The 26,357-nt window shown below is 68.0% G+C and carries 25 protein-coding genes; 17 read left to right on the forward strand and 8 right to left on the reverse strand.

Features of this window, described 5'->3' with window-relative positions:
* Positions 1 to 164: 164 nt before the first annotated feature.
* On the reverse strand, positions 165 to 755 hold the full coding sequence (gene rsmD, locus WFH23_RS03770; protein ID WP_336661613.1) for a 16S rRNA (guanine(966)-N(2))-methyltransferase RsmD: 591 nt from the start codon (positions 753 to 755) through the stop codon (positions 165 to 167).
* A gap of 44 nt (positions 756 to 799) precedes the next feature.
* Here rsmD and WFH23_RS03775 point away from each other — a divergent pair, with 44 nt between their 5' ends.
* From WFH23_RS03775 to mutM, 11 genes are all read left to right on the forward strand, one after another.
* Complete coding sequence (locus WFH23_RS03775) at positions 800 to 3,013, forward strand: ATP-dependent DNA helicase RecG (RefSeq protein WP_336661614.1); 2,214 nt, start codon at positions 800 to 802, stop codon at positions 3,011 to 3,013.
* 160 nt (positions 3,014 to 3,173) lie between these two features.
* Positions 3,174 to 4,085, forward strand: coding sequence for an ABC transporter ATP-binding protein (locus WFH23_RS03780; RefSeq protein WP_336661615.1), 912 nt, complete (start codon positions 3,174 to 3,176; stop codon positions 4,083 to 4,085).
* A 73-nt stretch (positions 4,086 to 4,158) separates the two neighbouring features.
* Positions 4,159 to 5,061 carry an ABC transporter permease gene (locus WFH23_RS03785; RefSeq protein WP_336661616.1) on the forward strand — a complete coding sequence of 301 codons (903 nt, stop codon included), beginning with the start codon at positions 4,159 to 4,161 and terminating at the stop codon, positions 5,059 to 5,061.
* A 40-nt stretch (positions 5,062 to 5,101) separates the two neighbouring features.
* Positions 5,102 to 6,526 (forward strand): sensor histidine kinase, encoded by a 1,425-nt coding sequence (locus tag WFH23_RS03790; RefSeq protein ID WP_336661617.1) that lies wholly within the window; start codon positions 5,102 to 5,104, stop codon positions 6,524 to 6,526.
* Entirely contained in the window at positions 6,523 to 7,212 is a 690-nt protein-coding gene (locus tag WFH23_RS03795; RefSeq protein ID WP_336661618.1) for a response regulator transcription factor, read from the forward strand. Before WFH23_RS03790 ends, WFH23_RS03795 begins: the two co-directional genes overlap by 4 nt.
* Before the next feature lie 77 nt (positions 7,213 to 7,289).
* Entirely contained in the window at positions 7,290 to 8,270 is a 981-nt protein-coding gene (locus WFH23_RS03800) for a siderophore-interacting protein (protein WP_090148410.1), read from the forward strand.
* A gap of 69 nt (positions 8,271 to 8,339) precedes the next feature.
* Complete coding sequence (gene coaD / locus WFH23_RS03805; protein WP_336661619.1) at positions 8,340 to 8,831, forward strand: pantetheine-phosphate adenylyltransferase; 492 nt, start codon at positions 8,340 to 8,342, stop codon at positions 8,829 to 8,831.
* Between the two features lie 72 nt (positions 8,832 to 8,903).
* A complete protein-coding gene (locus tag WFH23_RS03810) occupies positions 8,904 to 9,488 on the forward strand; it encodes a YceD family protein (protein WP_336661620.1) in 585 nt (194 codons plus the stop codon).
* Positions 9,489 to 9,501: 13 nt separating this feature from the next.
* A complete protein-coding gene (gene rpmF, locus WFH23_RS03815; RefSeq protein WP_090148415.1) occupies positions 9,502 to 9,705 on the forward strand; it encodes a 50S ribosomal protein L32 in 204 nt (67 codons plus the stop codon).
* Between the two features lies 1 nt (position 9,706).
* Positions 9,707 to 10,447: a ribonuclease III gene (rnc, locus tag WFH23_RS03820; protein WP_090148417.1), complete on the forward strand. Its 741-nt coding sequence runs from the start codon at positions 9,707 to 9,709 to the stop codon at positions 10,445 to 10,447.
* Positions 10,440 to 11,483, forward strand: coding sequence for a bifunctional DNA-formamidopyrimidine glycosylase/DNA-(apurinic or apyrimidinic site) lyase (gene mutM, locus WFH23_RS03825; RefSeq protein WP_336661621.1), 1,044 nt, complete (start codon positions 10,440 to 10,442; stop codon positions 11,481 to 11,483). The genes rnc and mutM overlap by 8 nt, the downstream gene beginning before the upstream one ends.
* On the opposite strand, the gene WFH23_RS03830 is transcribed toward mutM, so the two are convergent.
* Positions 11,427 to 12,524, reverse strand: coding sequence for a VirB8/TrbF family protein (locus tag WFH23_RS03830; RefSeq protein ID WP_336661622.1), 1,098 nt, complete (start codon positions 12,522 to 12,524; stop codon positions 11,427 to 11,429). The genes mutM and WFH23_RS03830 overlap by 57 nt on opposite strands.
* An 89-nt stretch (positions 12,525 to 12,613) precedes the next feature.
* On the reverse strand, positions 12,614 to 13,144 hold the full coding sequence (locus WFH23_RS03835) for a hypothetical protein (RefSeq protein WP_141653221.1): 531 nt from the start codon (positions 13,142 to 13,144) through the stop codon (positions 12,614 to 12,616).
* Between the two features lie 147 nt (positions 13,145 to 13,291).
* Here WFH23_RS03835 and WFH23_RS03840 point away from each other — a divergent pair, with 147 nt between their 5' ends.
* Positions 13,292 to 13,603, forward strand: coding sequence for a hypothetical protein (locus WFH23_RS03840; protein ID WP_336661623.1), 312 nt, complete (start codon positions 13,292 to 13,294; stop codon positions 13,601 to 13,603).
* An 8-nt stretch (positions 13,604 to 13,611) separates the two neighbouring features.
* Here the strand turns inward: WFH23_RS03840 and WFH23_RS03845 are convergent, their stop codons facing one another.
* Complete coding sequence (locus tag WFH23_RS03845) at positions 13,612 to 14,193, reverse strand: chorismate mutase (RefSeq protein WP_336661624.1); 582 nt, start codon at positions 14,191 to 14,193, stop codon at positions 13,612 to 13,614.
* A gap of 54 nt (positions 14,194 to 14,247) precedes the next feature.
* On the opposite strand from WFH23_RS03845, the gene WFH23_RS03850 reads away from it, so the two are divergent.
* The 4 genes from WFH23_RS03850 to WFH23_RS03865 all read left to right on the forward strand — a co-directional run bounded on the left by WFH23_RS03850 (position 14,248) and on the right by WFH23_RS03865 (position 21,106).
* Entirely contained in the window at positions 14,248 to 14,643 is a 396-nt protein-coding gene (locus tag WFH23_RS03850) for a DUF4260 family protein (RefSeq protein ID WP_249290697.1), read from the forward strand.
* A 107-nt stretch (positions 14,644 to 14,750) separates the two neighbouring features.
* Positions 14,751 to 18,491, forward strand: coding sequence for a chromosome segregation protein SMC (gene smc / locus WFH23_RS03855; protein WP_336661625.1), 3,741 nt, complete (start codon positions 14,751 to 14,753; stop codon positions 18,489 to 18,491).
* Positions 18,492 to 18,519: 28 nt separating this feature from the next.
* Positions 18,520 to 19,710, forward strand: coding sequence for a hypothetical protein (locus tag WFH23_RS03860; protein ID WP_336661626.1), 1,191 nt, complete (start codon positions 18,520 to 18,522; stop codon positions 19,708 to 19,710).
* Positions 19,711 to 19,810: 100 nt separating this feature from the next.
* On the forward strand, positions 19,811 to 21,106 hold the full coding sequence (locus WFH23_RS03865; RefSeq protein ID WP_200329172.1) for an ABC transporter substrate-binding protein: 1,296 nt from the start codon (positions 19,811 to 19,813) through the stop codon (positions 21,104 to 21,106).
* Between the two features lie 59 nt (positions 21,107 to 21,165).
* On the opposite strand, the gene WFH23_RS03870 is transcribed toward WFH23_RS03865, so the two are convergent.
* The 4 genes from WFH23_RS03870 to WFH23_RS03885 are packed head-to-tail and all read right to left on the reverse strand — an operon-like array spanning position 21,166 to position 25,197.
* On the reverse strand, positions 21,166 to 21,930 hold the full coding sequence (locus tag WFH23_RS03870; protein WP_090148444.1) for an ABC transporter ATP-binding protein: 765 nt from the start codon (positions 21,928 to 21,930) through the stop codon (positions 21,166 to 21,168).
* The gene (locus WFH23_RS03875) at positions 21,927 to 22,883 is read right to left on the reverse strand and encodes an ABC transporter ATP-binding protein (RefSeq protein WP_090148447.1); all 957 of its coding nucleotides are present in this window, start codon (positions 22,881 to 22,883) and stop codon (positions 21,927 to 21,929) included. Before WFH23_RS03875 ends, WFH23_RS03870 begins: the two co-directional genes overlap by 4 nt.
* Positions 22,876 to 23,862, reverse strand: a complete 987-nt coding sequence (locus tag WFH23_RS03880) for a branched-chain amino acid ABC transporter permease (RefSeq protein WP_090148449.1) — start codon at positions 23,860 to 23,862, stop codon at positions 22,876 to 22,878. Before WFH23_RS03880 ends, WFH23_RS03875 begins: the two co-directional genes overlap by 8 nt.
* A gap of 6 nt (positions 23,863 to 23,868) precedes the next feature.
* Positions 23,869 to 25,197: a branched-chain amino acid ABC transporter permease gene (locus tag WFH23_RS03885; protein ID WP_336661665.1), complete on the reverse strand. Its 1,329-nt coding sequence runs from the start codon at positions 25,195 to 25,197 to the stop codon at positions 23,869 to 23,871.
* A 220-nt stretch (positions 25,198 to 25,417) separates the two neighbouring features.
* Between WFH23_RS03885 and ftsY the strand changes: the two genes are divergently transcribed.
* A complete protein-coding gene (gene ftsY, locus WFH23_RS03890; RefSeq protein WP_336661627.1) occupies positions 25,418 to 26,293 on the forward strand; it encodes a signal recognition particle-docking protein FtsY in 876 nt (291 codons plus the stop codon).
* The last annotated feature ends 64 nt before the right edge of the window (positions 26,294 to 26,357 follow it).

Genomic DNA, 26,357 nt, shown 5'->3' on the forward strand with positions numbered 1-26,357 from the left:
GGCCCGTTCCGGTTTCCCGGCCCGTGATTCCCCACTGATTCAGACGCTCGTGGCGACGTCCGGCGTCGCGCAGCGAATGCCTCGTTGCACGGTGCCCATGCGGAGCCCGCGCCCGAGCGGAGCGGGATCGCCTGCGGGAGGCGATGCCCCGACCGGTGAGTTCGCTACAGCGCGGGCTCCGCCCACCACAGTGCGGTCTCGCCGTAGCGCTTCTCGCGAATGGGCTGAATGCCTGAGGGCCAGGTCGGTTCCGGCGTGCGCGTGCTGCGTTCGACGAGCACCGCGGCTCCCTGGGCGAGCAGCGGCGCGAGCGCGTTGAGTACGTCGGAGATCTCCGTCTCCGAATGGTCGTAGGGCGGATCGATCATCACCACGTCCCACGTCGGGGTCACGGATCGCTCGCCCTCGGAAGCCAGAAACGTCTGCACCGACTGGCGCACGACATCGATTCGAGGCGCTGCAGTGGACGCCCGCGAGAATGCGCCGAGTACCGTGCGCGTGTTGCGCTTCGCGATCTCAGCGGCCTGCGGGTGCTTCTCGACGAGTGTGACGGTCGCGGCGCCGCGGCTTGCCGCTTCGAGCCCGAGCGCGCCGGATCCGGCGTAGAGATCGAGCACCCGCACCCCCTCGATGAGGTCCCACGACGTCAGTGTGGAGAAGATCGCCTCGCGCACGCGGTCGCTCGTCGGGCGCGTGCCCGACTTCGGAACCTCGAGACGCAGGGAACCGGCTGCTCCGGAGATGATTCTCGTCACAGGTTCGAGCGTAGCGCGTCGGCGGTCGGCGATACGCTGGGTGCATGACTCGCGCGACCCTCGACACGCCTCTCGTCGGAGTCGTGGGCGACCGAACTGCGAAGCCGCTCGAGCGGGCATTCGGCATGCGCACCGTCGGCGACCTGCTCTATCACTTTCCGCGGCGGTACTCTCGCCGGGGTGAACTGACTCCGTTGAACGACCTGCCGGTGGGCGAGCCGATCGCAGTGGTGGCGCAGGTGCTCGACGTGCGCGAGCGCCAGATGCAGCGCCGCAACGGCAAATTGCTCGAGGTGCGCATCACCGACGGCACGGGCACCCTGACCCTCACCTTCTTCAACCAGCAGTGGCGAGGGCGTGAGCTCTTGCCGGGCAAACGCGGACTGTTCGCGGGCAAGGTGAGTGAGTATCGCAATCAGCTGCAGCTGCAGCATCCCGAGTACGAGCTCTTCGAGAATCGCGAGGATGCTCCCGGCGGCGACCAGCTCGACGAGGCGGCCGCGAAGGCATGGTCGGAGACGCCCGTGCCGATCTATCCGGCCACGTCGCAGCTGCCGACGTGGACCCTGCAGCGCGCAGTCGAACTCGCACTCGACGCCCTCGGAGACGTGCCGGATCCGCTTCCCGACCAGATCAGGGAATCCGAAGGCATCGAGCGGCTCGGCCGGGCGTTCGAGCACATCCACCGCCCCCAGCACGACGCCGACTGGCGGGCCGCGCGAGACTGCTTCCGCTTTCGCGAGGCGTTCGAGCTGCAGCTCGCGCTGCTCGATCGGAGGCGACGCGCCGGACTGGAGTCAAGCACGCCGCGACCGGCGGGCACCGATGGCGGCCCTCTGGCGAGATTCGACGCAGCGCTGCCGTTCGAGCTGACCGGCGATCAGCGGCGTGCGGGGGCGACGATCTCAGCCGAGCTCGCCGAGCCGCATCCGATGCATCGGCTGCTGCAGGGAGAGGTGGGATCGGGGAAGACGCTCGTCGCGCTGCGAGCCATGCTCCAGGTCGCGGAGGGGGACGGGCAGAGCGCGCTGCTCGCGCCGACCGAGGTGCTCGCGGCGCAGCACTTCCGCTCGATCGTCGAGGCCCTCGGCCCCGCACTCACCGAAGAGCTGAGGCCCGTGCTGCTCACGGGACGGATGCCGGCGGCGGAGCGGAAGCGTGTACTCCTCGCGCTGGTGTCGGGGGCCTCGCGGATCGCCGTCGGCACCCATGCACTGATCAGCGAAGGGGTGACGTTCCTCGATCTCGGGCTGATCGTCGTCGACGAACAGCATCGGTTCGGCGTCGAGCAGCGCGAAGCGCTGCGCCAGAAGGGCGCTCAGCCGCACGTCCTGGCGATGACGGCCACGCCGATTCCGCGAACGGTCGCGCTCACCGCATTCGGGGATCTGGAGGTCACGACGATCCGGGAGCTGCCGCCCGGACGCCAGGGGATCTCCACGTTCGCGGTGCCAGAGATCGAGATGCCCAATCGTGCCGCGCGCGTCTGGGCGCGTTCGGGCGAGGACCTGGCTGCAGGACGCCAGATCTATGTCGTCTGCCCCGCCATCGCCCCCGGTGAGGTCGAGGCAGGTGCGGAGGAGCCGGACCGGGGTGACGCGGCCGGAGGCGACGGACGCGCTCCGGAGACGGCCGACACCCGCCGTCTCGCGAACGTCGAGGAGACCGTCGAAGAATTGCGCCGGCACCCCGCGTTCGCGGGGGTCGTGATCGCCGGCCTGCACGGCGGTATGGCGCCCGACGAGAAGGACCGCGTGATGCGGGGCTTCGCGTCGGGCGCCATCGGGGTGCTCGTGGCCACCACGGTGATCGAGGTCGGCGTGAACGTGCCGAACGCGTCGATCATGATCGTCCGAGACGCCGACCGGTTCGGCATCTCCCAATTGCACCAGTTGCGCGGCCGCGTGGGTCGAGGCGAGCACGCCGGCCTCTGCCTCCTGATGACCACCGCTGAGGCCGGCACGGTAGCGCGGGAGCGCATCGATGCGGTCGCTGCAACCTCAGACGGATTCGCGCTCGCAGAGATCGATCTCGAACTGCGGCGCGAGGGCGACATCCTCGGGACGGCCCAGTCCGGCGGGCGATCGACGCTCCGACTGCTCCGGGTTGCAGAGCACGGCCCGCTCATCGCGCACGCGCGGGAGGTGGCTGGCGAACTGCTCGCCCGCGATCCCGAACTCACGGGGGCACCCGGCCTGGCCGAACTGATCGCCAAGGATCAGGAAGCGGGCCTGCTCGACAACCTCGCGAAATCGTAGCGGGCAAGGCGCGCCCCGCGCCGACCGCCTGCGCGACGCTGCGGGCGCCCGGTACTCGGGTACCACGACGGGCGGCACCTGCGATGGATGTGCGCGCGAGGCGTCGAACCTACCGTTGAAGCAACGCCGGAAGTTCGGCAGCAGCAGAAACGGAGACATCATGATCGAAGCGCGCGGACTCACGAAGCAGTACGGCAGCACAACGGCGGTCGACGACGTCAGCTTCAGCATCGCACCGGGGCAGGTCACCGGCTTTCTCGGGCCGAACGGCGCCGGCAAGTCGACGAGCATGCGGTTGATGGTCGGACTCGACCGGCCGACGTCGGGCACCGTCACGGTGAACGGTGCGAAATACGCCGACACGGCAGCCCCACTCGCCGAGGTCGGGGCCCTGCTCGACGCGAAGGGCGTGCACCCGGGACGGAGCGCGCGAAGCCATCTGCGCGCTCTTGCAGCAACGCACGGAATCCCCGACACCCGCGTCTCGGAAGTGCTCGAGCAGACGGGTCTCTCAGCGGTCGCCAACCGGCGTGTCGGCGGCTTCTCGCTCGGCATGGGCCAGCGCCTGGGCATCGCAGCGGCGCTGCTCGGCGATCCGCAGATCCTGATACTCGACGAGCCGGTCAACGGTCTCGATCCGGACGGGGTGCTCTGGGTGCGGCAACTGCTGCGTCATCTCGCATCAGAAGGGCGCACGGTGCTGCTCTCGAGTCACCTCATGAGCGAGATGGCGCAAACCGCCGACCACGTGATCGTGCTCGGTCGGGGGCGCGTCGTCGCTGACGCGCCGATCGCCGAGTTCATCGGGGGAGTTCGGAGCGGGAGCGTGACCGTGCGCAGCCCGCAGGCCACGAAGCTTGCATCGTTGCTCATGAACTCGCACCGGGAGGGGGCCGTGCTCGAACCGCTCGGCGACGAGGGCTTCAGCGCTCGCGGCTTCACCGCCGCCGACATCGGATCGGTCGCCGCGGCGTACCAGATCGAGCTCCACGAACTGAGCCCGCAGACGGCGAGCCTCGAGGAGGCCTACCTGGAACTCACGCGCGGCGAGGTCGAGTACGCCGCCTCATGAGGATGCCGTCCGAGCCCGCCCCCGGCGCTCACTCCACACTTCGATGACACCTCGACACAGAAACGAGACACCCATGACTTCCACCATCGTGATCGACGCCGGTTCGGCGCCATCGCAACCGCCAGCACGACCGCGCACGCCAGTCGGCGCGAGATCGGCAGGCGTCACCTTCGCCGGGGTGCTTCGCTCTGAGCGCATCAAACTGACATCGCTCCGAAGCATCAAGCTCACGCTGATCATCACGGTGGTGGTCGGCATCGGGTTGAGCGCCGCGATCGCTCTCCTCTTCAGCAACGAGATGCGGTCGGCCGCCGGTGGCTCGGAAGGCGCCGCATTCGGTGCCGGCGCCAGCGACCTGCAGTTCTATCTCCTCGTCGTCTCGACCTTCGCAGCACCGTTTCTCGCGCTGATCTTCGGAGTGCTCGGGGTGTTCGCGATCTCGAGCGAGTACTCGAGCGGCATGATTCTCTCGACGCTCACCGCGGTGCCGAAGCGCACCCCGGTGTTTCTCGGGAAAGCGAGCGTGCTCGCCGGGGTCTCGGCGCTCACGGCGCTGGTGCTCGTCGCAGGCGGCCTCGCCGTCGCACTGATCTGCTACCCCGCGAGCGCGGCGCAGCTCGGCAGTTCCATGGTGGTCTCCGGGGTGCTCGGAACGGTCGCCTACCTCGTGCTGATCTCACTGTTCGCCTTCGGCGTCTCGGTGCTGCTGCGCTCGACCGCCGGCGGCATCGCGGTCGTGGCAGGGGTGACGTTCGTTCTGCCGATCGTGTTCCAGGTGCTGACCATGACCGGCTGGGCGTGGGTCACCACCGTCAGCGAGTACCTCCCGGCGCAGCTGGGCACCGTGATGTCGCGCGGCATCGTCGACGTCGCCAGCGGCCCGACATTCTGGGTCGCCACGCTCGCGATGATCGTCTGGGTCGCCGCCGTCGTGCTTCCTGCCGTCGGCGTCTTCAAGCGTCGGGACGCTCACTGACCGAGAGCGATGCGGGAGGCGGGCCAGTACAGTGAACGGTATGACGCCGGACGCCGAGGTGCGCCTCCCTCGCCCGCCCGGAGTGATCCGGCGGGCCTTCGCCGCGCACCCCCGCGCAGTCGACATCACGATCGTCGTCTGGTATTTCATCGGCAGCGCTCTGGGGATCAGCCTGGACATCGCCGCGTCAGCGACCTGGGACGAGACGACGGGCTCCAGCACGTGGGCTGGCGTACCCGAGCACCTCACCTGGCCGTGGGTGCTCATCGCCGCGGCCCGCATCCTCCTCATCGCCGCGACGCTGTTGTACCGACGCCGGTTCCCGCTGCTCGGCCTCATCGTCATCGTGGTCGTCACGTTCGGCGAACAGGGGATGCAGAGCCTCGCAAACGGCGTGGCTCTCATGTTCCTGCTCTACGCGGTGCCGGTCTACCGCAGCGTCGCCGCCGGGTGGGTCGCCTACGGCATCGCCGTCGGCGGGGCACTGCTGCAGTCCGCACTGTCGTTCTGGCGCGGTACGACCGAGTTCGAGACCACGAGCCCGGCGAATCTCATCGCGGCCGACACCGGCGCAGTGCAGAGCATCGGCGAGCTGGTCACGCTGTCGGTCGTGAGCGCGATGTGGCTCCTGGCGATCCTCATGCTCGGAATCAACCTCGGCAACCGCCGCAGATACATCGCCGCGGTCATCGATCGGGCGCACCAACTGGTGCGCGAACGCGACCAGCTCGCGCAACTCGCCGTCGCGGAAGAGCGTTCGCGCATCGCTCGCGAGATGCACGACATCGTCGCCCACTCCGTGTCCGTGATGATCGCCCTCTCGGAAGGCGCGGCGCGCGCATCGGAGCGCGCGCCCGAGGCCGCAGCCGACGCGATGCGGCGCAGCGCCGAGACCGGGCGCACCGCGCTCGCCGAGATGCGACGACTGCTCGGTGCGCTGCATTCCACTGGTGAGCAGGCCGACCTGCTCCCGCAGCCCGGCGTCGAAGACCTTCCGCAGCTCGTCGACGGGTTCGTGGATGCCGGGCTCGCGGTGACGCTGCAGGTCACCGGCGAGGCGGCCGGGGATCGGGGCCAGGATCTCGCGGTCTACCGCGTGGTGCAGGAGGGGCTCACCAATGTGCTGCGGTACGCGGGAACCGGTGCGCGCGTCCGCGTGCAGGTGCAGCGCGACACCGATCGCACCACCGTGCTGGTGCGCGACTTCGGCCCGGCGCCCGGTGAGCCGCAACCGGTGGCCGGCCTCGGGTCGGGGCGCGGCCTCGCGGGGCTCGCCGAACGAGCCAGAGTATTCGGTGGCAAGATCGAATCGGGCCCGGTGGCGAGCAGCGAAGGCGGAGGATGGCGGTTGTGGGCCGTCCTTCCGGTGAGCGCCGCCGCTAGCGGAGCCGACGGATCCGCAGGGCCCCCGCCGCCGATGCAGGCCGGCCCGTCACCCGCACCGCCACGAGAGGAGCGCCGATGAGCGCAGAGGACATCCGAGTCATGCTGGTCGACGATCAAGAACTGATCCGCACCGGCTTCAAGCTGGTGCTGCTGGGGGAGCCGGGCATCGACGTGATCGCCGAGGCGGCAGACGGCGCGGCTGCGCTCGAACAGCTCGAGGCACTCGGAACGAACGGCTGCGACCTCGTGCTCATGGATGTGCGGATGCCGGGAATGAACGGCATCGATGCGACCGCTGAGATCGTGCGCCGGTTCCCCGATGTCCGCGTCGTCGTGCTCACCACGTTCGACCTCGATGAGTACGCGACCGGTGCGATCCAGGCGGGGGCGAGCGGTTTCCTATTGAAGGACGCGCGCCCGACGGAACTGATCGACGCGATCCGCAGGGTCGCTGCGGGGGACGCGGCGATGGCGCCGAGCGTCACCCGTCGGCTGCTCGATCAATTGCGCACGGGCGGAGGTGCCGGGCTCGGTGCGGAAGAAACCGCAGACCTTCCGGCGCGCGACTCGGCCCTCGAAGCGCTCACGGATCGAGAGCTCGACGTCTTGCGTCTCATCGCGGAGGGCAAGAACAACGCGGAGATCAGCGCCGAGCTGTACCTCTCGGAGTCCACGGTGAAGACCCACGTCGGCCGAGTCCTCGCCAAACTGCAGTTGCGCGATCGCGTGCACGCAGTGATCTTCGCCAAGCAGCACGGGCTCTGAACGCGCTCAGCCGCCGAATTCCACTCGGAGCATCGTGCCTCGCCGATGCCCCTCGCCGATCACACAGGGAGACCCTCGTGAGCACGTCCCCATACCGCCTCTTCCATGTCGTCGTCGCCTCGGCGACGCGGCCTTCGCCCGGGTTCGTGCGCGTGGTGCTGACCGGGGAGGGTCTCGAACGCTTCGGATACGTGGGCACGGATCAGCGCGTCAAGCTGCTGCTGCCGAACCGGCGAGGTGCAATTGCGCCGCTCGAAGACGGCGACGGGTGGTACCAGTCCTGGTGCGCCCTCGACGACGACGAGCGGCCGCCGATGCGCACGTACACCCCGAGAGCGTTCTCGCACGACGAATCGGGTGCGAGGCTGACCATTGATTTCGCGCGCCACGGGGAGAACCCGGGGCCCGCCTCGGCCTGGGCGGAAGCGGCGGCCGTCGGAGATGCGCTCGTGATCCTCGGCCCCGACGCCGAGCACGGGGCGCCGAATACGGCGGTCGGGTGGATTCCTCCGCGCGACGCGCGCCGTTTCCTGATCGTGGGCGACGATACTGCGCTCCCAGCAATCGCAGGCATCCTCGAATCGCTCGACGACGATGCCTGCGCCCGAGTGATTCTCGAGGTCGCCCATGCTTCCGACGCGTCGCTGCTTCAAGCCGGTGCGATGCGGGCAGCGGGGCGACTGGAGCTCGTGGTGCTCGAGCGCGATGATGCGGATCGCGGAGCCGCTCTCGTGGCAGCGGTGCGCGCGCTCGACGCGGTATTTCCCGGTTCGCCAGCAGATGCGCTGGGGAAGCGCGTCGACGGCGGCGAAACACGCGGGCGCGAACTGCAGGAGATCGATGTGGATCGCGAGATCCTCTGGGAGGTGCCGGGCATGGACGCCGCCACCGGAGCGCGGATCCCGATCGATGAGCGGCGCTCCGATGGCTACGCGTGGCTCGCCGGAGAGGCCGGCGCCATCAAACTGATCCGGCGCCACCTCGTCGCCGAGCGCGGCATAGACCGCCAATCCGTGGCTTTCATGGGGTACTGGCGTCGCGGGCGTGCCGAGAACTGATCGACGGACGGCCCTCCGTATCGGTGCATTCCCAAGGAATCCTGCGGCGGTAAACCCTAGGCTGATGGCATGACGAAAATCGCTGTGGTTCCCGGCTCCTTCGACCCGGTGACGATGGGGCACCTCGACGTCATTCTCAGGGCCGCCGGCATATTCGACGAATTGCACGTACTGGTCGTGCACAATCCCAACAAGCACGCGATGCTGCCGATCTCCGAGCGGATGACGTTGATTCAGAAGTCCCTCGACGAAGCCGGGGCGCCCCAGAACATTACGGTGGCGTCGTGGTCGGTCGGCCTGCTCGTGGACTACTGCACCGAAGTCGGCGCTTCCGTTCTGGTGAAGGGCATCCGCTCTCAGATCGATGTCTCCTATGAGACGCCGATGGCGATCATGAACCGGAGCCTCGCTGAAGTCGAGACGGTGTTCATGCTGCCCGACCCCGCTCACGCGCACGTCTCGAGCACGTTGGTGCGCCAGGTCTCTGGCATGGGCGGAGATGTGAGCCCGTATGTTCCGCCCGCTGTCGCGCGCTTCCTCGACAAGCGCCGTCCGGTATGACGCGCGCACGGCAGCGTTTCGCCCGCCGCGGAGGAGAACGTTCGAAGGCGTAGACCGCGGTAGAATGTATCGGTGAGTAAGAGCCGAGTCTACGAGGAGAACGTTCGCGACATCATCAACCGTCCGGGGGAGATGCGAGAGCGCTCGCGCACGGTGACGGTACCGGAGAAGCTGGGCGAAAGCCTGGCGGAGATTCCGGAGGGGGTCGAACTCGACCTCGATGTGCGTCTCGAGTCCGTGCACGAGGGGATTCTCGTGTCTGCCGGGGTCGACACGACGATGCATGCGCAGTGCGGCCGATGCCTGAAAGATTTCACCACGCCGTTTCAAGTCGAGTTCCAGGAACTTTTCGCGTATACTCCTACGGAGGCCGACGAGTATGAGGTTCACGGTGATCACGTGGATCTTGAACCTCCGCTCCGAGACGCGGTAGTGCTTGCACTTCCGTTCCAGCCTGTGTGTCGTCCGGACTGCCCGGGTCTCGATCCCGAGTCCGGTGAGTTGCGCGATACCGAGGCTGCAGCGAATAACAGTGTGGAGATCGATCCTCGCTGGGCAGCGCTGGCGGGCTTTGCTCCGGAAGGAGCAGCGACCAATGCAGTCGAGGCTGAAGTAGACCACGGCTCGGGTGAGACTCCCGAGTCCGCAAGCAAGTAGGAAAGAGAGCATCATGGCTGTTCCCAAGCGGAAGATGTCGCGATCGAACACCCGTCACCGTCGTTCGGCGTGGAAGGCTACGGCACCCACCCTGGTGAAGACCGAAGAGAACGGTCGCACCGTGTACAGCCTGCCGCACCGCGCCCGCGTGGTCGAGGACTCGCAGGGCAACGCCCTGTTCCTCGAGTACAAGGGTCGCAAGGTCGCCGACGCCTGAGTTGACTCAGAGCGTTGCAGAGCCGTCGGGCTCCCCGAAAGGGGACCCCGGCGGCTTTCTCCATGCATTCGGAGTTCGGGCTGATCCCGAACTCGTGCAGCTCGCGCTCACGCACCGTTCGTGGGCGTACGAGCACGGCGGTGCGCCGCACAACGAGCGACTCGAGTTTCTCGGCGACTCCGTGCTCGGTCAAGCGGTCACAGTCGAGCTCTTCACGGCCTTTCCCGATCTGAGCGAGGGCGAGCTCGCGAAGCGCCGTGCCGCGCTGGTGTCGACGGTGGCACTTGCGGCGGTCGCCCGTCAGCACGGACTCGGAGACATGCTGCGCCTCGGCAAAGGCGAGGAGCTCACGGGCGGTCGCGACAAGGATTCGCTGCTGGCCGACGCGGTCGAGGCGATCATCGGCGCGGTGTACCTGTCGACGGATCCGGTGACGGCGACCGCGTTCGTGCTCGATCTCGTCGCGCCGCTGCTCGACGACGCGGAGCGCTTCCTCGACGCGCTCGAGGCGCTCGACCCGAAGACGTCGTTGCAGCAGGAGGCGTCTCGCCGCGGTGTGCCGCACCCCGCCTATGAGACGACCGGAACGGGGCCGGATCACGAACGCCGATATGCGTCGCGCGTGACCCTCGACGGTGTGATCGGTACGGGGGAGGGAACGAGCAAGAAGGCCGCAGAACTCGCCGCCGCGCGAGATGCGGTCACCCGACTGCGTCTTCCGGCCGCTCAGCGCCGTGCCTGAGCTCCCCGAGGTCGAAGTCGTACGCGCTGGGCTGGCCCCGGCGGTGACCGGCGCGCGCGTCGTCGCCGCCGAGGTGCGGGATCCTCGCGCACTCAAGCGGCATGTGCCCGTGTCCGGAGACGACGGCCTCGGCGGCCACGGCGTCACGCTCAGTGCTGCTGCCAGCGCCGCCCGCAGCGCGGATTTCGAGCGTCGCATCGCCGGGATCAGCCTCGAAGCACCGGAACGCCGGGGCAAGTTCATGTGGATCCCCACATCCGGTGTGAGCGCCGATGGTGCGCCGCTCGCGCTCCTGGCGCACCTCGGCATGAGCGGTCAGGTGCTGCTGCGCGCGCACGACGCTGCCGACGATCGGCACGTGCGGATCCGCCTGTGGATCGAGCACCCGGAGCACGGCGAGCACCGCGTCGACTTCGCCGACCAGCGGTTGTTCGGCTCGCTTGCGCTCGACGCGCTGCGCGAGGCGAGCGATGGTCCAGGGCTCGTGCCCGCGCAGGCAGCGCACATCGCTCGCGACCCCGTCGATCCGGCGTTCGACGACGGGCGTTTCATCGCTGTGCTGCGCAACCGCAGCTCAGGAGTGAAGAAGCTGCTGCTCGACCAGACGCTGATCAGCGGTGTGGGCAACATCTACGCCGACGAAGCGTTATGGCGTGCTCGACTGCACCCGGACACCCCGGGAATCGCGATCGGCCCGCGGAAGGCCGTCGAGCTGCTCGCGGTACTGCGAGCGGTATTCGCGCAGGCGCTCAGCGAAGGCGGTACGAGTTTCGACGAGCAGTACGTGAACGTGAACGGGCAGGCCGGCTACTTCGCGCACTCGCTGCACGCCTACGGGCAGGCTGGGCGGCCGTGCGACCGCTGCGGCACGCCGGTCACGCGCGTGCCATTCGGCGGGCGGTCGAGTCACTTCTGCCCCAAGTGCCAGCGGCGCCGTCCGTCTGTTGTGCGTGACGCACGCGGCCGGGCGGGTGACCCCTCAGGGCATCGCGACGTTCAAGCCAGCGGCCCAGTCGCGGATGGCCTGGCGCTCTGATGCATCGCAGACGTAGCCTGTTCCTTGGCTTTCCGAGCCGTTGGACAGTGACCACCGGTCGTAATAGGTGAGCGCGAAGCAATCGGTCATGGCTTCAACGCTGCCTTGGAACAGGCCCTGCGCGAGAAGGTCGTTGTACGCTCCGGAGTAGTCGTCGGCTCCGGCATCGTCGGCTCGCTGGTAGACATGCGAGAGTTCGTGTGTCACGAGCATCTCGTTCATCCAGGCGCTGCCCACCTCGGTCTCCGGCAGTAAGTGGACCGTCAAGGGATCGGCTGATCGGACGCAGCCGATGTTCTCCTTGCCGGGCGTGGATGAGACGTCGCATGCCGTCGCCGCATCCCATTGGACGTCGATGAAGCCATTCCCTGCGGCATCGACAATGCTCTCGGTGAGCGAGCCCGAAGCGTTCGCTCGTCGTGACTCGGCACTCGCGATGCTCTGCTCGAGTGATGCTCGGAGGGCGGCGGCTCGCTCGGCGATCGGTCGTGCTTCGAAGATGCCGATCGTCGGATCATCCGCGCGAGTCGCATCCAGGCGGAACGTACGGAGGTCAGCGACGAGCGGGGCGACAGGGTTGCCTTCGAGCTGAGCCGCGAGCTCGGTGATCTTCGATCGGTCTGACGTGAAGCGCGCGATCTGCTCTGCGACCGCCGGGTCCGTCGGCGTGGCAGGGGCGGGCTGGCTGTTCGGGGCGGCGGACGGAACAGGTGCACGGTCGCTCTGAGCACCAGAGGGCGCCAGTGCCGCGCCGAGTCCGAGGAACGTCACCACGCCGCCGATGGCGAGCGCGGCGACCGCGAGACAGCCGCAACCGGCGAACCACCAACCAGCGCTGCTGCGACGCGCGGGTGCTGGCGGTGCTGCGCTCGCAGGGTTCACCGTGCGCATCCACTGGATCAGTTCAGGGTACGCATTGGGGTTGGCAGCGATGTCTGGATGGAGATCCCAGCGGCGGGCCGCGATGTCCGCCAACACTCGCGGCGGCACGCCTGATGCGTTGGCCGCGGCCCGATCCGTGTCCCTCGACGCGTCGGTCATTCGTTCCTCCTGAGAGTCTCATCCGGTCGAGGGGTCGGCCCCAGTCTGCCAGTTGGCGCGGCCGGCGCCGGGCTGGTTCTTCGCGGGCGTTACCCGCCGAGTACGAGAACCGTGATGGCGGTCACTGCGATGACGATGGCGAGTCCCGCGCCGCACCCGATCGCGAGGATGGGGCCGTAGCCGAGACGCGACGACTTCGCGCCCGACTGACGGGCCGCAGCGATGAACGCAGGCCCGCCGCCGATGTGGAATGCGCGAGCTGCGCCAGCCACGTTCATGCTCCGACCGACGTCGGCGCTCAACGCGACCTTCGGGGCGTCGATGATCCCCGCCACCGCCCCGGCGGCTCCGAATTCGATGGCGCGGTCCACCGAACTCGGGTCCGCGAGTAGTGGGTAGCTCTGTCCGCCGACCACGAGGGTGATGCGCTGCGCAGCCGACTTCACCACGGTCTCGTGCGCCGGCACGCTGAAATACCGGGTCCAACCGCTGGGGGACGCCACCCACAATGTCACGGCGCCACCGCTCACCTCCGCGCGCGCGGGCACATACTGACCGGATGCACTGTCTCCCAGGGCGCCGCTGAACACGGCGTAGGGGTGTTGGGCCGGTGTGGTCATGGCGTCCTGCTCTCCAGTGGGCTCGGGAATGCGGCAGCCGCACCCGTTCAGCGTAGGGCAGGGATGGGATGAGCGCCCGGCTGCCCTGCGTTGCAGCACGTGCGGACTGATTACTTCGTGCCCTAACTAATCTGGTAGGCTGCACACGTGCGTGAACGAAAACGGCGGCTGTGGCATGCGACTCCCTGGGATGGTCAGCCGGGCTTCTGGGCCGCCTGGCGACGCTTCTTCTATCAGTTCGAGGGCACCGCTCAGCTCGGTGATCCCAATGAGCCGGCATACGTGCCGCCCGCGAACCCGAAATGCCCGATCTGTCGGCACCCGATGAGCGACCACCAATTCGATCGCGGGGGGCCGGGAAAGCCGACCTACGTGAAGTGCCCGAAGGGTGGGTCCGCCGTGCAGTCCGAGCCGCTGGAGCACCCAGACGAGTCCACGAACCCGCAGGGGTCGCACTGACGCGTCGCTCAGCGAACGCGGTTCAGGAGTTCGATCACGCGTTCGAGCTCCGCCTGGTCGACGTCGTCCAGTTCCTCCGCGCCATCGGCCGCGGTGACGGCGGCTGCGAGCACGATCTCCGCCTCAGCGGCTCGGGCCGACGCGATGAGCAGCTCGCCGAGAGCGGATGCGGCGCGCAGACGGAGCGGTAGGTCGGACGTGATCTCGAGCAGCTGGCTGAGCTCACTGGTCGCCACCAGCGCGTCGCCCTGATCGGCCGATGATAGGGCGCGCTGCAGCAGCAGTTCGGGGTTCTCCGACCGACTGGCCGCCCCGCGATGCGCGTCGAGCTCCAGCGAGACGTATGCGGAGATGAGCGCACGATACGCGGACTCGACCACCTCGGGCGATGCTCCGGCTTCCGAGGCGAGCGAGCGCACCTTCGCGATCACCTGCTCGACCCGTGCAGGCGCCCGCACGGCGGCCTCGTCGGTCTTCAGCGATCCTGCGCGCAGCACCCACTGCTGACGCTCGGCGAGGAGCGCGACGATACGGCGGTCGATGGCATCGATCTGGCTGCGGACCTCGGCGAGGCGATCGGGCTCGGTCATACGGTCAGCGTACTGGGCAGCGGGCGGCGGGAGCGAGCTCGTAGACTGGGAGCCATGAATCTGATGCGTCTGAGTTGGGGAATGGGCGCCGCGGTCTGGTTCGCCGTCATCGTGCTCGTGTGCGTCGCGCTCGGGCCCGCCGCCGTGATCGTAGCCCTGGCGTTCGGCCTCGGACCCGATGTCGCGCTCATCGGCGCGTTCGCCGAGCGCGGCAGGCTGAAGCCAACGCGCGTGCGTCTGTACAACACGCTGCACACGATGACGCTGCCGATCGTGCTGCTCGTGATCGGGTCGGTGACCTTCTTCATCACCGGCGGCATCGACGGCGGCTTCATCTACATCGCGCTCGCCGGCGCTGCCTGGTTCGTGCACATCGCAGCCGACCGCGCCTTCGGGTTCGGCTTTCGCGATTCCGACGGCTCGATCATCCCGGTCGGCTTCGTCGTCTAGCGCGCGGGTGCGAATCCGTTCGTCGGGGGAGTGCCACGCTCGTCAGGATCGAGCTGTGCCATACAGTAGGCACCAGCGTCCGCGAGGGTGAACGGAAGGGAGACGGCGTGCATCTGAAGAGCCTCACGCTCAAAGGCTTCAAGTCTTTCGCACAGCCGACCACATTCCAGTTCGAGCCCGGCGTCACCGCGATCGTCGGGCCGAACGGCTCGGGCAAGTCGAACGTCGTGGATGCGCTCGCCTGGGTCATGGGGGAGCAAGGCGCGAAGACGCTCCGGGGCGGGAAGATGGAAGACGTCATCTTCGCGGGGACTTCGACGCGCGGGCCGCTGGGACGCGCCGAGGTGAAGCTCACCATCGACAACTCCGACGGGGCGCTGCCCATCGAGTACACCGAGGTGACGATCAGCCGCACGCTCTTCCGCAACGGCTCGAGCGAGTACGCGATCAACGGCGACGCGTGCCGATTGCTCGACGTGCAGGAACTGCTGAGCGACTCCGGTCTGGGCCGCGAGATGCACGTGATCGTCGGGCAGGGCCAGCTCGACGCCGTGCTGCGTGCGACCGCGGAGGATCGGCGGGGGTTCATCGAAGAAGCCGCCGGGATCCTGAAGCATCGGCGCCGCAAGGAGCGCACGCTGCGCAAGCTCGAGGCGATGGAGACGAATCTCACCCGCCTCAACGATCTCGCCGGGGAGATCCGGCGACAGCTGAAACCACTCGGCAGACAGGCGGAGGTGGCGCGCGCGGCCCAGGGGATCGCAGCCGAGGTGCGGGACGCGAAGGCGCGTCTGCTCGCCGACGACGTGCACCGCCTGCGTACGGAGCTCCACGCGCTCACCCGCGATGAGGCAGAGCAGCACTCGGAGCGCATCGTGCTGCAAGAGCAGGTGGAGCAGAAGCAGCTGCGCATCCAGCGATTGGAGCAGAGTCAGCAGAGCGACGAGCTCGACGCCGCACGGCGCGTCACCATCGGTCTCGAATCGGTGCAGTCGAAGCTTCGCGGTCTCTACGCGCAGACCCAGCAGCGACTCACGTTCCTCGCGACACAGGCCGAGGCGCCTGAGCAGACGCATCGGGTGACTCGCGCATCGGTCGACGAAGCCGGCGAGGAGGTCGAGCGGCTCGAAGCACTCATCCCGGAGGCCGAGGCCGCCTGGCAGCGCGCAGGGGCGGCGACGCGCACGGCGCAGCAGGCCCTCGACGCAATCGACGAGCACATCGCAGCCCAGAGCGAGCTCGTCTCACGGCACGACCTGCAGCTGTCTCAGCTGAGGGGCCGTGCAGCGGCAGCGGAGCAGAAGCGCGCGACGGTGGCGCAGGAGGTCGAACGGCGCGAGCACGCCGTCGCCCAGGCCGAATCCCGCGCCGAGCAGGCCCGCCGCGAGCTCGCCGGGTTCGAGGAGCGCGAGGAGCTCGGCAGCGACGCGGAGAACGACGGTTCGGGCGAAGAGCAGGATGAGGCGTACCGCGCGGCGCAGGAACGACAGGCCGCCGCCGAGCTGCGACGGGACGAAGTGCGGGATCAGCTGCACCGTCTCGAGCAGGAACTCGCTGGCCTCGACGCCCGGGTGAGTGCGCTGACCCGCTCGCTCGATCAGCGCGATGCCTCGGCGGCCCTCCTCGCAGAGGCCCCCGACGGCATCACCGGTCGCGTCGCCGATCACGTCCGCGTGGCGGAAGGGTTCGAATCGGCGATCGCCGCGGCGCTCGGCACATTCGCCGATGCGCTGCTCGCGGAGCACTTGGATGCCGCCGGCCGCGCCGTGGAGCGGGCGCGCGAGCAGGATCTCGGACGACTGCGAGCCGTGATCGCCGATGCCGAGAAGCGCGATCGCGCCCCTGAGGCGAACGCCTCGGCGCCCGAGGTCGCGGGCGCGACGCGCGCATCCGACGCGCTGCTCGATGCACCGCCCGGCGTGCGGGCGCTGCTCGAGCGAAGCTTCATCGCGTCGAACCTGGAGACCGCAGTCGCCGCAGCATCCGAGCTGGGCGGACACTGGCCGAACGGCGGCTTCACCGTCGTCACGGCCGCGGGCGACGTCGTCACGGCGAATACCCTCAGCGGTGGATCGACCCTCGCGCCCTCTCGTATCGAGCTGACTGCTGAACTCGAGCAGGCCGCCCTGAACCGGTCGTCGGTCGCGGCGGCCGTCGCGGAACACGAGGCAGAACTCGACGAGTTGCGCGCGGCGTCGGTGCAGGCGAAGTCGGACGCCCAGCGGGCGTTCGCCGAGCTCCGTGCAGCGGATGCGCGTCTTGCTGAGATCTCGAAGGAGCGCAATCGGCTGTCAGCGCGTTCGGAATCTGCGGCGGCCGAAGCCGAGCGCGCGCGGCAAGCACTCGCTGCCGTTGCCGAAGCCGCCGGAGGCGCCGCGGCGGAAGCCGAGCGCGCGGCGCACGTGTTGGAGGAGGCAGCGTCTCAGCCGCGGCCGATGCTCGATGCGAGTCAGCGCGAGGGTGTGTTGCAGGAGGTCGAGCAGGCCCGCGCTCTCGAGCTCGAGGCGCGCCTGGCGCTCGAGACCGCGCGCGAGCGCGCGAGAGCCGCCGCGGTGCATCGCAAGACGCTCGGCGAGCAACTCGAAGCCGAGCGCCGAGCGGCTGAAGAAGCTGCACGGCGGTCGGTGCTGCGCGCACGGCAGGTGGCCCAGGCAGAGCGTGTCGGCGGGCTGCTTCCCGCGATCCTCGACGCGTGCGACCGCTCGCTCGCAGAGGCGCGCCTCGCTCAGCAGCACGCGGAGCGGGAACGAGCGCGGCACAGCCAGGAACTCACACTGCTGCGGGCGGAGGAGTCCGGCCTGCGCCAGAAACTGCAAACGCTCGCCGAGCGAGTGCACGGCGCCGAGCTGAAGAGCTACGAGCGCAAGCTGCAGCTCTCATCGCTCCTCGAGCGATCGGGCAACGAACTCGGTCTCGTCGAGGACGTGCTGATCGCGGAGTACGGACCGGAGGTGCCGATTCCGGAGCCGCACCCGGTCGACGCCGCGGAGCCTTCTCGCACCGACGCAGCCGTTGAGCACCCGCAGTACGCCAACGATCTCGAAGCGCAGCTCGCCGCCGAACTGGGGTTGGACGCCCGCGCCGAGGCCGACTTCGCAAGCTCCGCAAGCTCTGAGAGGTCCGCGACGAACGATGCGCAGGCCGAACGCGAACCCGCTTCCAGCCCGCCCGTACCGACGCGGCCGTTCGTGCGGGCCGAGCAGGAGCGCCGCCTCGCACAGGCCGAGCGCCGGCTCGCCGAGCTCGGGCGCATCAATCCGCTCGCACTCGAGGAGTTCGCAGCGCTCGAGCAGCGGCACAGCTTCCTCAGCGAGCAGCTCCAAGACCTCTCCAGGACGCGCGCCGATCTCATGGCGATCATCGAGGAACTCGATCACAAGATGCAGGGCATCTTCGCGGCGGCCTTCGAGGACACCCGAGCCGCGTTCGCCGAGGTCTTTCCCATTCTCTTCCCGGGAGGCTCCGGAGAGATCACGCTGAGCGATCCCGACGACCTGTTGCAGACCGGCATCGACATCGCCGTGCGGCCGGCCGGGAAGAAAGTGGAGCGCATGTCGCTCCTCTCCGGCGGCGAGCGCTCACTCGCAGCGGTGGCGTGGTTGATGGCGATCTTCCAGGCGCGTCCGAGCCCGTTCTACATCGTCGACGAGGTCGAAGCCGCCCTCGACGATGCGAATCTCGGCCGCCTCCTGCAGGTCTTCGAGCGCCTGCGGGAGAACTCGCAGCTGATCATCATCACCCATCAGAAGCGCACGATGGAGATCGCCGACGCTCTGTACGGTGTGTCGATGCGGCAAGACGGAATCTCCGCAGTTGTCGGTCAGCGCGTGGGGCAAGAGGTGGCCTGAGCCGTGCGGCTCACGGCATGATGGAGCGATGACACCGGACGAGTTGCTCGCAGGTCCTCGGGGGCGGCGTCTGTGCCTCGAACTCGCGCGCGCCACGATCTCCGCATTGCCCGAGGGCCACGCGGATGCGGTGCGCTGGCGAGATGGAGCGTTCTGGGCGGGTGTGCTGCTGAGCCCGCCCTCCGACGCGCCTCGAGTCGTGCTGTATGCGCCGACGTCACCGGGTGAAGACGCGTCAGCCCCGCCACCCGAACCGTCGCGCGATGGTGTCGTCTCCGACGCGCTCGACGCGATCGCGCGAGTTCCGCTCCCCGAGCTCACCGCGGCGATGCTGCTCGAGGCCGTGACGGAGGCCGTGGACGCGGCGATGTACTGGCAGGCTCCGAATGGAGACGACGTGCTCGCGGCGATGCCGGATGCGAGGGCGGGCTTGCGCAGGTTCGCCGCACTCGTGACCGATTCCCCGCACAGCGCGTGGTGGTCGCGCGGTGTGCTCGACACCCCGCAGTTCGCAGTCGTGTGGGATCCGCTGGAGCCCGCACCCGCAGCGCTTGCCGCAGAGCCGACCGAGCTGCCACTCGAGGATCTCAGCTCGTACTACGCCGGCTTCATGCTGACCGCATGGCGAGCCGAGCGGCGAGCGGTGGAGGCGCGGAGCGTTGCCGAGCTGCGGGATGACCCGGAAGGTTCGAGCGGGGAGTGGTGGTCGTTCCCGCCCGCGGGCGCGCTCGATACGACGGCTTCCATTCCCGGGTTCGGCCCTGCGGGCCTGTATCTGAAAGAGGACTCGCATGGCTGGGAGGCGGCGGCCGTCGTCCCGATCGAGCCGCACCCGGCGTCTCGCGTCTTCCGGATCACGGGCACTGAGGACTGGGCAGCGCTCTGCGCAGCCTACCCGCTCGATGTCTCGGCGCAGATGCGCTACGTCTGGGGAGAGACCACCGGGCGCATCGGAGCGTGGGTGATGCCGGACTGGGCGCGAGTCGGCGAACGATGGGACGCGGTGCACCTGGGGGTGGACGGCTACCTCAGCAGCGCCGGCCGCGCCATCGACTGCGGGAACGGACGCGGGAGCGTGATCGCCGGCTGGGGCCCGGGAGCGACGTACTGGTTGAGCGACGTCGTACGCCCCGGTGACGGCGCCGAGCGCTGGGCCCGCTCCGAACCCGAGACCCATGTCAACGTGCACGCGTGGGCCCGCGTTGTTACGACTTGGTGACGCCTCGAACCGCGTGTTCTAAGGGGGCCGCCCAGCAGACTATGCTCGGATCAACGCTCCAGCGTCGGGGCGTCATTTTCTGCTTCAGAAAGGTGCACCAATGAAGGTTCACTCCAAGACATCCGTTGGCGTACTCGCGCTGGTCGCGAGCGCAGCGCTCGTGCTCTCCGGCTGCTCGTCGAGCGGCGAATCCGAGCCGACCGAATCGAGCGGTGAGGGCGGTGGCGGCAGCAGTGAGGCGCTGCAGATCGCCACCCTGCTGCCCCAGACCGGTTCGCTCGGATTCCTCATGCCGCCGGTCCAGGCCGGAATCGCCCAGGCGCTCTCCGACATCAACGGCGCCGGGGGCGTGCTCGGCCAAGACGTCGAGATCGTCGCCGAGGCGAACGAGGGCGACGCGAGTGACCTGACGGTCGTCGAGAAGGGCGCTGACGACGTCATCTCGAGCGGTGCGTCATTCGTGCTCGGCGCGATGGGGTCGGGGCGCAGCCAGCACGTCGTCGATCGCGTCGCGGAGGCCGGCATCCTGATGGGCTCGCCGTCGAACACCTCGGCCGATCTCAGCGGGATCAGCCCCAATTACTTCCGCACCGCACCGCCCGACACAGTGCAGGGCGATGCGCTCGGGAATCAGATCGTCTCCGACGGCGTCACCAGCGTCGCCTTCCTCACCTTCAACGACCCGTACGGCCTCGGTCTGCGCGATGTCATACAGGAGACGGTCGAGGCGGCAGGAGCTGAGGTCGTCTACGGCGGCAAGGGCGACGGCAACGAGTTCCCGGTCGAGCAGACCTCGTTCGCCTCCGAGATCACCGCCGCGAAGGATTCGGGCGCCGAGGCCATCGTTGTCGTGACGTACGACCAGTTCAAGCAGATCGTCCCGGAGGCCGTGAACCAGGGGCTCGACCTCTCGACGTTCTACCTCGTCGACGGCAACGCGAACGGGTACGAGAGCGATTTCGAGGCAGGAACGCTCGAGAACGCCCAGGCGTCGATTCCCGGCGCTCAGGCGAACGACGACTTCCAGGCGCAGCTGAAGGACATCTACGCTGCCGAGTACGACGGCGAGCTCGAGAGCTTCACCTACGCGCCGGAGGCGTACGACCTGGTCACCCTGGTCGCGCTGGCGGCGGAGAAGGCGGGCTCGACTGATTCCGCGTCGATCCAGGAGAACCTGCACGCCGTTTCGGGCAGCGAGGGCGGCGAAGAGTGCTCCACCTTCGAGGAATGCGCGAAGCTGATCGCAGACGGTTCCGACATCCAGTACGTCGGTAAGGCGGGTACGGGGCCGCTGAACGACAACAACGATCCTTCGTCGGCCTTCATCGGCATCTACAAGTACGACGGAACGAACAACCCGGTGTTCCAGAAGGCGGTCGAGGGCCAGACGGAGTAACCGCAGCGGAAGCGAAGAGCCCCTGGCGCCGTACGGGCGCCAGGGGCTCGTTCATGTCCTCACCGCTCGCCGGGGGCCGACTTCTTCTCGACATCGGCGGCGAGCGTGCCGAGGTACAGCTCGATCACCTTCGGATCGTTCGCGAGCTCGCGGCCGGGGCCCTCGTACGAGTTGCGCCCCTGATCGAGCACGTAGGCGCGATCGCAGATCTGCAGACAGCGGCGCGCGTTCTGCTCCACCATGATGATGGTGACGCCGGTCTTGTTGATCTGCCGGGTGCGGATGAACGTCTCGTCCTGCCGCACGGGGGAGAGCCCCGCGCTCGGCTCGTCGAGGAGCAGCACCTTCGGGTTCATCATGAGCGCTCGGGCCATGGCTACCGATTGCCGCTCGCCGCCCGACAACGATCCGGCGCGCTGCCGGCGGCGATCCGCGAGCATCGGGAAGAGCTCCCACATCTCTTCCGCGCGGGCCGCGAACGCTTTCGGCTTGAGGAAGAGCCCCATCTGCAGGTTCTCCTCGATGCTCAACGAGGGGAAGACGTTGTTGGTCTGAGGGACGAACCCGATGCCTTTGCGCACGAGATGATTCGTGGACGTGTGCGTGATGTCGTCGCCGTCGAGCGTCACTGCGCCCTCGCGAATGTTCACGAGCCCGAAGAGCGCCTTGAGCAGGGTCGACTTGCCGGCGCCGTTGGGGCCGATGATGCCGATGAGTTCGCCGGAGTACGCCTCGAGCGTGCACCCGTTCAGAATGTTGATGCCGGGGAGGTACCCGGCGGTGAGATTGTCGGCCTTGATCACCAGAGGGGCAGCAGTGTTCATCGGGTCTCCTCTTCGACCTCGGTGGCGATGGCTCGGATCACTCCGGTGGTCAGCACGTCGTCGTCGCCGAGGTCCCGGTCGTGGTGCGCCCCGAGGTAGGCGTCGACGACGGCCTCGCTCGCCATCACCTGTTCCGGCTCGCCCTCGGCGATGATGGTGCCCTGCGCCATGACGACGACCCAGTCGGAGATGTGACGCACCATATGCATGTCGTGCTCGACGAAGAGCACGGTGGTGCCTTCGTCGCGCAGCGCCTGGATGTGATCGAGCAGGCTCTGAGTGAGCGCGGGATTCACTCCCGCCATCGGTTCATCGAGCATGATCATCGCGGGGTTCGACATCAACGCGCGCGCCATCTCGAGCAGCTTCTTCTGGCCTCCCGAGAGATCGCCGGCCATGTCATCGCGTTTCGTGTCCAGCTTGAACCGGGCGAGGAGCTCGTCGGCGCGCGCGATGTTCTCGCGCTCGCGCTTCGCCCAGAGCGGTTTGATGAGCCCGACGAACAGGTTCTCGCCCGGCTGGTCGTTCGCGCCGATGAGCATGTTCTCGAGCACGGTCATGCGCGACAGCGCCTTGGTGAGCTGGAACGTGCGGACCATTCCGGATCGCGCCACTTGCGAAGCGCCGGTGCGATTGAGTGCCTTGCCGTTGAACGTCCAGGTCGCGTCGCCGCCGCCGATGAGGCGTTTGCCGTTCGACGGCCGGTCGAAACCGGTGATGAGGTTGAAGAACGTGGTCTTGCCTGCGCCGTTCGGGCCGATCAGCGCCGTGATCGCGCCGCGCTGCACCTCGAGATGATCGACCTTCACCGCCTGCAGTCCGCCGAATCGGCGCACGATGCTGTCGACCGAGAGAATCGGATCGGGCTTCGCAACGCCCGGCACCTGATCGAGGGTCGCGAGCTCCGCTCGCAGCGCGGCCCGGTCGCTGGGATAGTTCTGCGCGTCAGACATTGAACGACAGCTCCTTCTTATTGCCGAGTATGCCTTGCGGTCTGAAGACCACCAGCAGGATGAGCGAGATGCCGATCAGAATCCAGGCCAGCTGTTCGGTCTGCTGCGCGCTCAGCACCGACGCAGGCACGAACTCACCGGCGAGGCTCGTGAGCACGAGCCTGATCACGAAGAACAGGATGCTGCCGAGCAGCGGGCCGAAGATGGTCGCGGCGCCGCCGAGGAGCATGATCATCCAGAGGTTGAACGTCGTGGGTCGCCCCATGGAATCGGGCTGCATCGCGGCGGGGAGTGCCATGACGATTCCGCCGAAGGCGCCCATCACGCCGCCGAGGATGAGGGCCTGCAACTTGTAGGCGAAGGAGCTCTTGCCGAGACTGCGCACCGCGTCCTCGTCTTCGCGGATGCCCTTGAGCACACGGCCCCAAGGGCTCCGCACGAGCGCCCAGGTGATGAGGATGAAGAGTGCGACGAGGCCCCACGCCACCAGCCTCGTCCACCAGTCGTCGACCCCGGTGTTCGCGTAGGTGAGCCCGAGGATCGTCGTCTTCCCCTCGGGAAGCGGCGAGAGCTCGGTGAAGACGTGCCGGTACTTCTGGCCGGGGATTCCCGTCGGCCCACCGGTGATGTCCTGCAGCGCCGCCAGTTTCACGACCATGCGGATGATCTCCGCCGCACTGATGGTGACGATCGCGAGATAGTCGCCGCGCAGTTTGAGCGTCGGGATGCCGAGGATGAGTGCGAACAGCACAGCGGCGAGGATCGCGATGAGCATCGCCGTCCAGAAGCCTGCTCCGAGCACCACGGACACGCCGAAGCCGTACGCGCCGACGAGCATGAAGCCGGCCTGCCCCATGTTCATGAGGCCGGTGAAGCCGAAGTGCACATTGAGGCCGATGGCGGCGAGTACGAACGCCGCGGTGGTGGGGGAGAGCGCGGTCTGCAGGATGCTCTGCAGGAGTCCAGTCCAGAATTCCATGATGTCCTAGCCGATCCGCTCTTTGCGTCCGAAAATGCCCTGCGGTCTGACCAGCAGGATCAGGATGAGGAGGAGCAGTGCGCTCGCGTACTTGAGATCGCCGGGAAGCCAGATGTTCGTGAGCTCGACGATCATCCCGATGATCATCGACCCGACGAACGCCCCGAACGCGGTGCCCAGCCCGCCGAGCGTGACGGCGGCGAAGAACATGAGCAGCATCGTGCCGCCCGTGAACCAGTTGAGGCCGTTGAAGACGAGCCCGAAGAACACGCCTGCGAGCCCGGCGAGTCCGCCCCCGACCACCCACACGATGTTGATGACGCGATCCACGTCGATGCCCGAGGCTCGTGCGAGCGCCGGATTATCGGAGATCGCGCGCGTCGCGCGACCGAACCGGGTGTACATGAGACCGAGCCCGACCGCGATGATCGCGAGGAGAGACACGCCCATGGCGACGTACGACTGCGTCGTCAGCGTGACGCCGGCGATCGTGATGGTCTCCGCCGTGCTCTTGTCGATCCGCACGACGCCGGAGCCGAAGAAGAACTGGAAGGTGTACTGCAGTGTGATCGAGAGCCCGATCGAGACGATCATCAGCTGCATGAGGCTGAGACGGCGCTTGCGCAGCGGTTTCCAGAGCACTTTGTCTTGCACCCAGCCGAAGCCCGCGCAGGCGATCACCGCGAACAGCCCGGCGAGCCAGAGATTCCCCGTCAGGCCCATGAACGCTGCGGCCAGCAAGCCGCCCATCGTGACCATCTCGCCCTGGGCGAAGTTGCTGAGACCCGTCGTGCCGAATACGAGCGAGAGCCCGAGCGACGCGAGGGCGATGAGCAGGCCCATGCGGATGCCAGAGACGAACTGCTGCCAGAAGCGCGGCCACGAGAACGCGTCGGCCGAGGAGGCCGCGGAGGCGGGCTTCGCGTCTGCATCATCGCCCCCGGTCTCAGGTGTGGTGTTCGCGGCTTCCGGGTCGTCCGTCAGGGGGAACAGCGCGCTCGCGGTGCTGTGCAGGGAGACTTCGACCTCGCGTTCGCCCGCCGACTTGAAGAACTGGCCCTCCGGCAGCGTGGTCTCGTCGATCGCCACGGTGTAGGTGCCGGCCTCCGTCGCGCTGAACACCCAGCGCCCGGCGTCATCCGTCGTCGCCGTCGATTCGGCCCCCGCTCCGCTGAGCGTGACTTCGATACCGGCCGCCGGCTCGCCGCTGCTCAGCTTTATGACGCCCTGCACGCAGCCGGTGGCGGGGTCGGGCTCGCAGGTGTCGGCCGCATGAGCCGGAACTGCCGAGAGTGCGGCGCCGAACAGGACGAGAACGGTACTGAGCACCAGCATCAGGATTCCCCTGATGGGCATTCGTCTGCGGTGCAGAGTGGGGTTCACCGGACCTCCATTGGTCGTTGAACGGTCGAGACGACGAGTGCGCCCTGACAACAGTGTCGCCCAAATATATACCGACACATCGCCCGCACGTACGCATTGTGGGTCCCGGACAAAAAATCATCCAGGATCGGGGGCTCGAATGCGCGTCTGCGGTCGGCGGTAGTCTGGGGACATGGCAGAGCGATCCTGGTCTTTCTCGAAAGCATTCCGCAACATCTTCAGCGGGCCCGAGCTCATCACGGACGAGACCTGGGACGACCTCGAGACGGCCTTGATCACCGCGGACTTCGGTCCCGATGTCACCGACTCCATCCTCGATGCGCTCCGCGCCGACGTGGAGCGTCATCGCGTCACGGAGGTGGCAGAGATGCGGCGCATGCTGCGCGACGCGATCGAGGAGCGCCTCGCGGCCTACGATCCGACGCTGCGCCTCTCCGAACGCCCGGCCGTGATTCTCGTCGTCGGCGTCAACGGCGTCGGCAAGACGACGACGATCGGCAAGTTCGCCAAGTACCTGACCGCCTTCGACAAGCGCGTGCTCGTCGGTGCGGCCGACACGTTCCGCGCGGCCGCCGTCGAGCAGCTCGCCACCTGGGCGGATCGCGCCGGCGTCGACATCGTGAAACCGCAGCAGGCGGGGCAGGATCCGGCTTCCGTCGCGTTCCAGACTGTGCAGCGGGCCATCGACGACGACTACGAGATCGCCATCATCGACACCGCCGGCCGACTGCAGACCAAGGGCGGGCTCATGGACGAGCTCGGCAAGGTGCGACGCGTCATCGAGAAGCAGGCTCCGGTCTCCGAGGTGCTCCTCGTGCTCGACGCGACGACCGGTCAGAACGGTCTGGCGCAGGCGGAAGCTTTCATCCAGCACGCCGGCGTCACCGGGCTCGTGCTCACGAAGCTCGACGGCTCGGCGAAGGGCGGGTTCGTGCTCTCGGTGCAGGAGAAGACGGGCCTCCCGGTCAAGCTGATCGGGCAGGGCGAGGGCATCGGAGACCTCACCGGATTCACGCCGCACGTGTTCGCGCAGCAGTTGATCGGCTGAGTCCCTCCGCTGCCGCTCCGAGGCCCTGATCGCCCTGCGCGAAATGTGCAGCGCACCTGCCGTA

The organism is Leucobacter sp. USHLN154 (assembly GCF_037145595.1).
Taxonomy (GTDB): domain Bacteria; phylum Actinomycetota; class Actinomycetes; order Actinomycetales; family Microbacteriaceae; genus Leucobacter; species Leucobacter alluvii.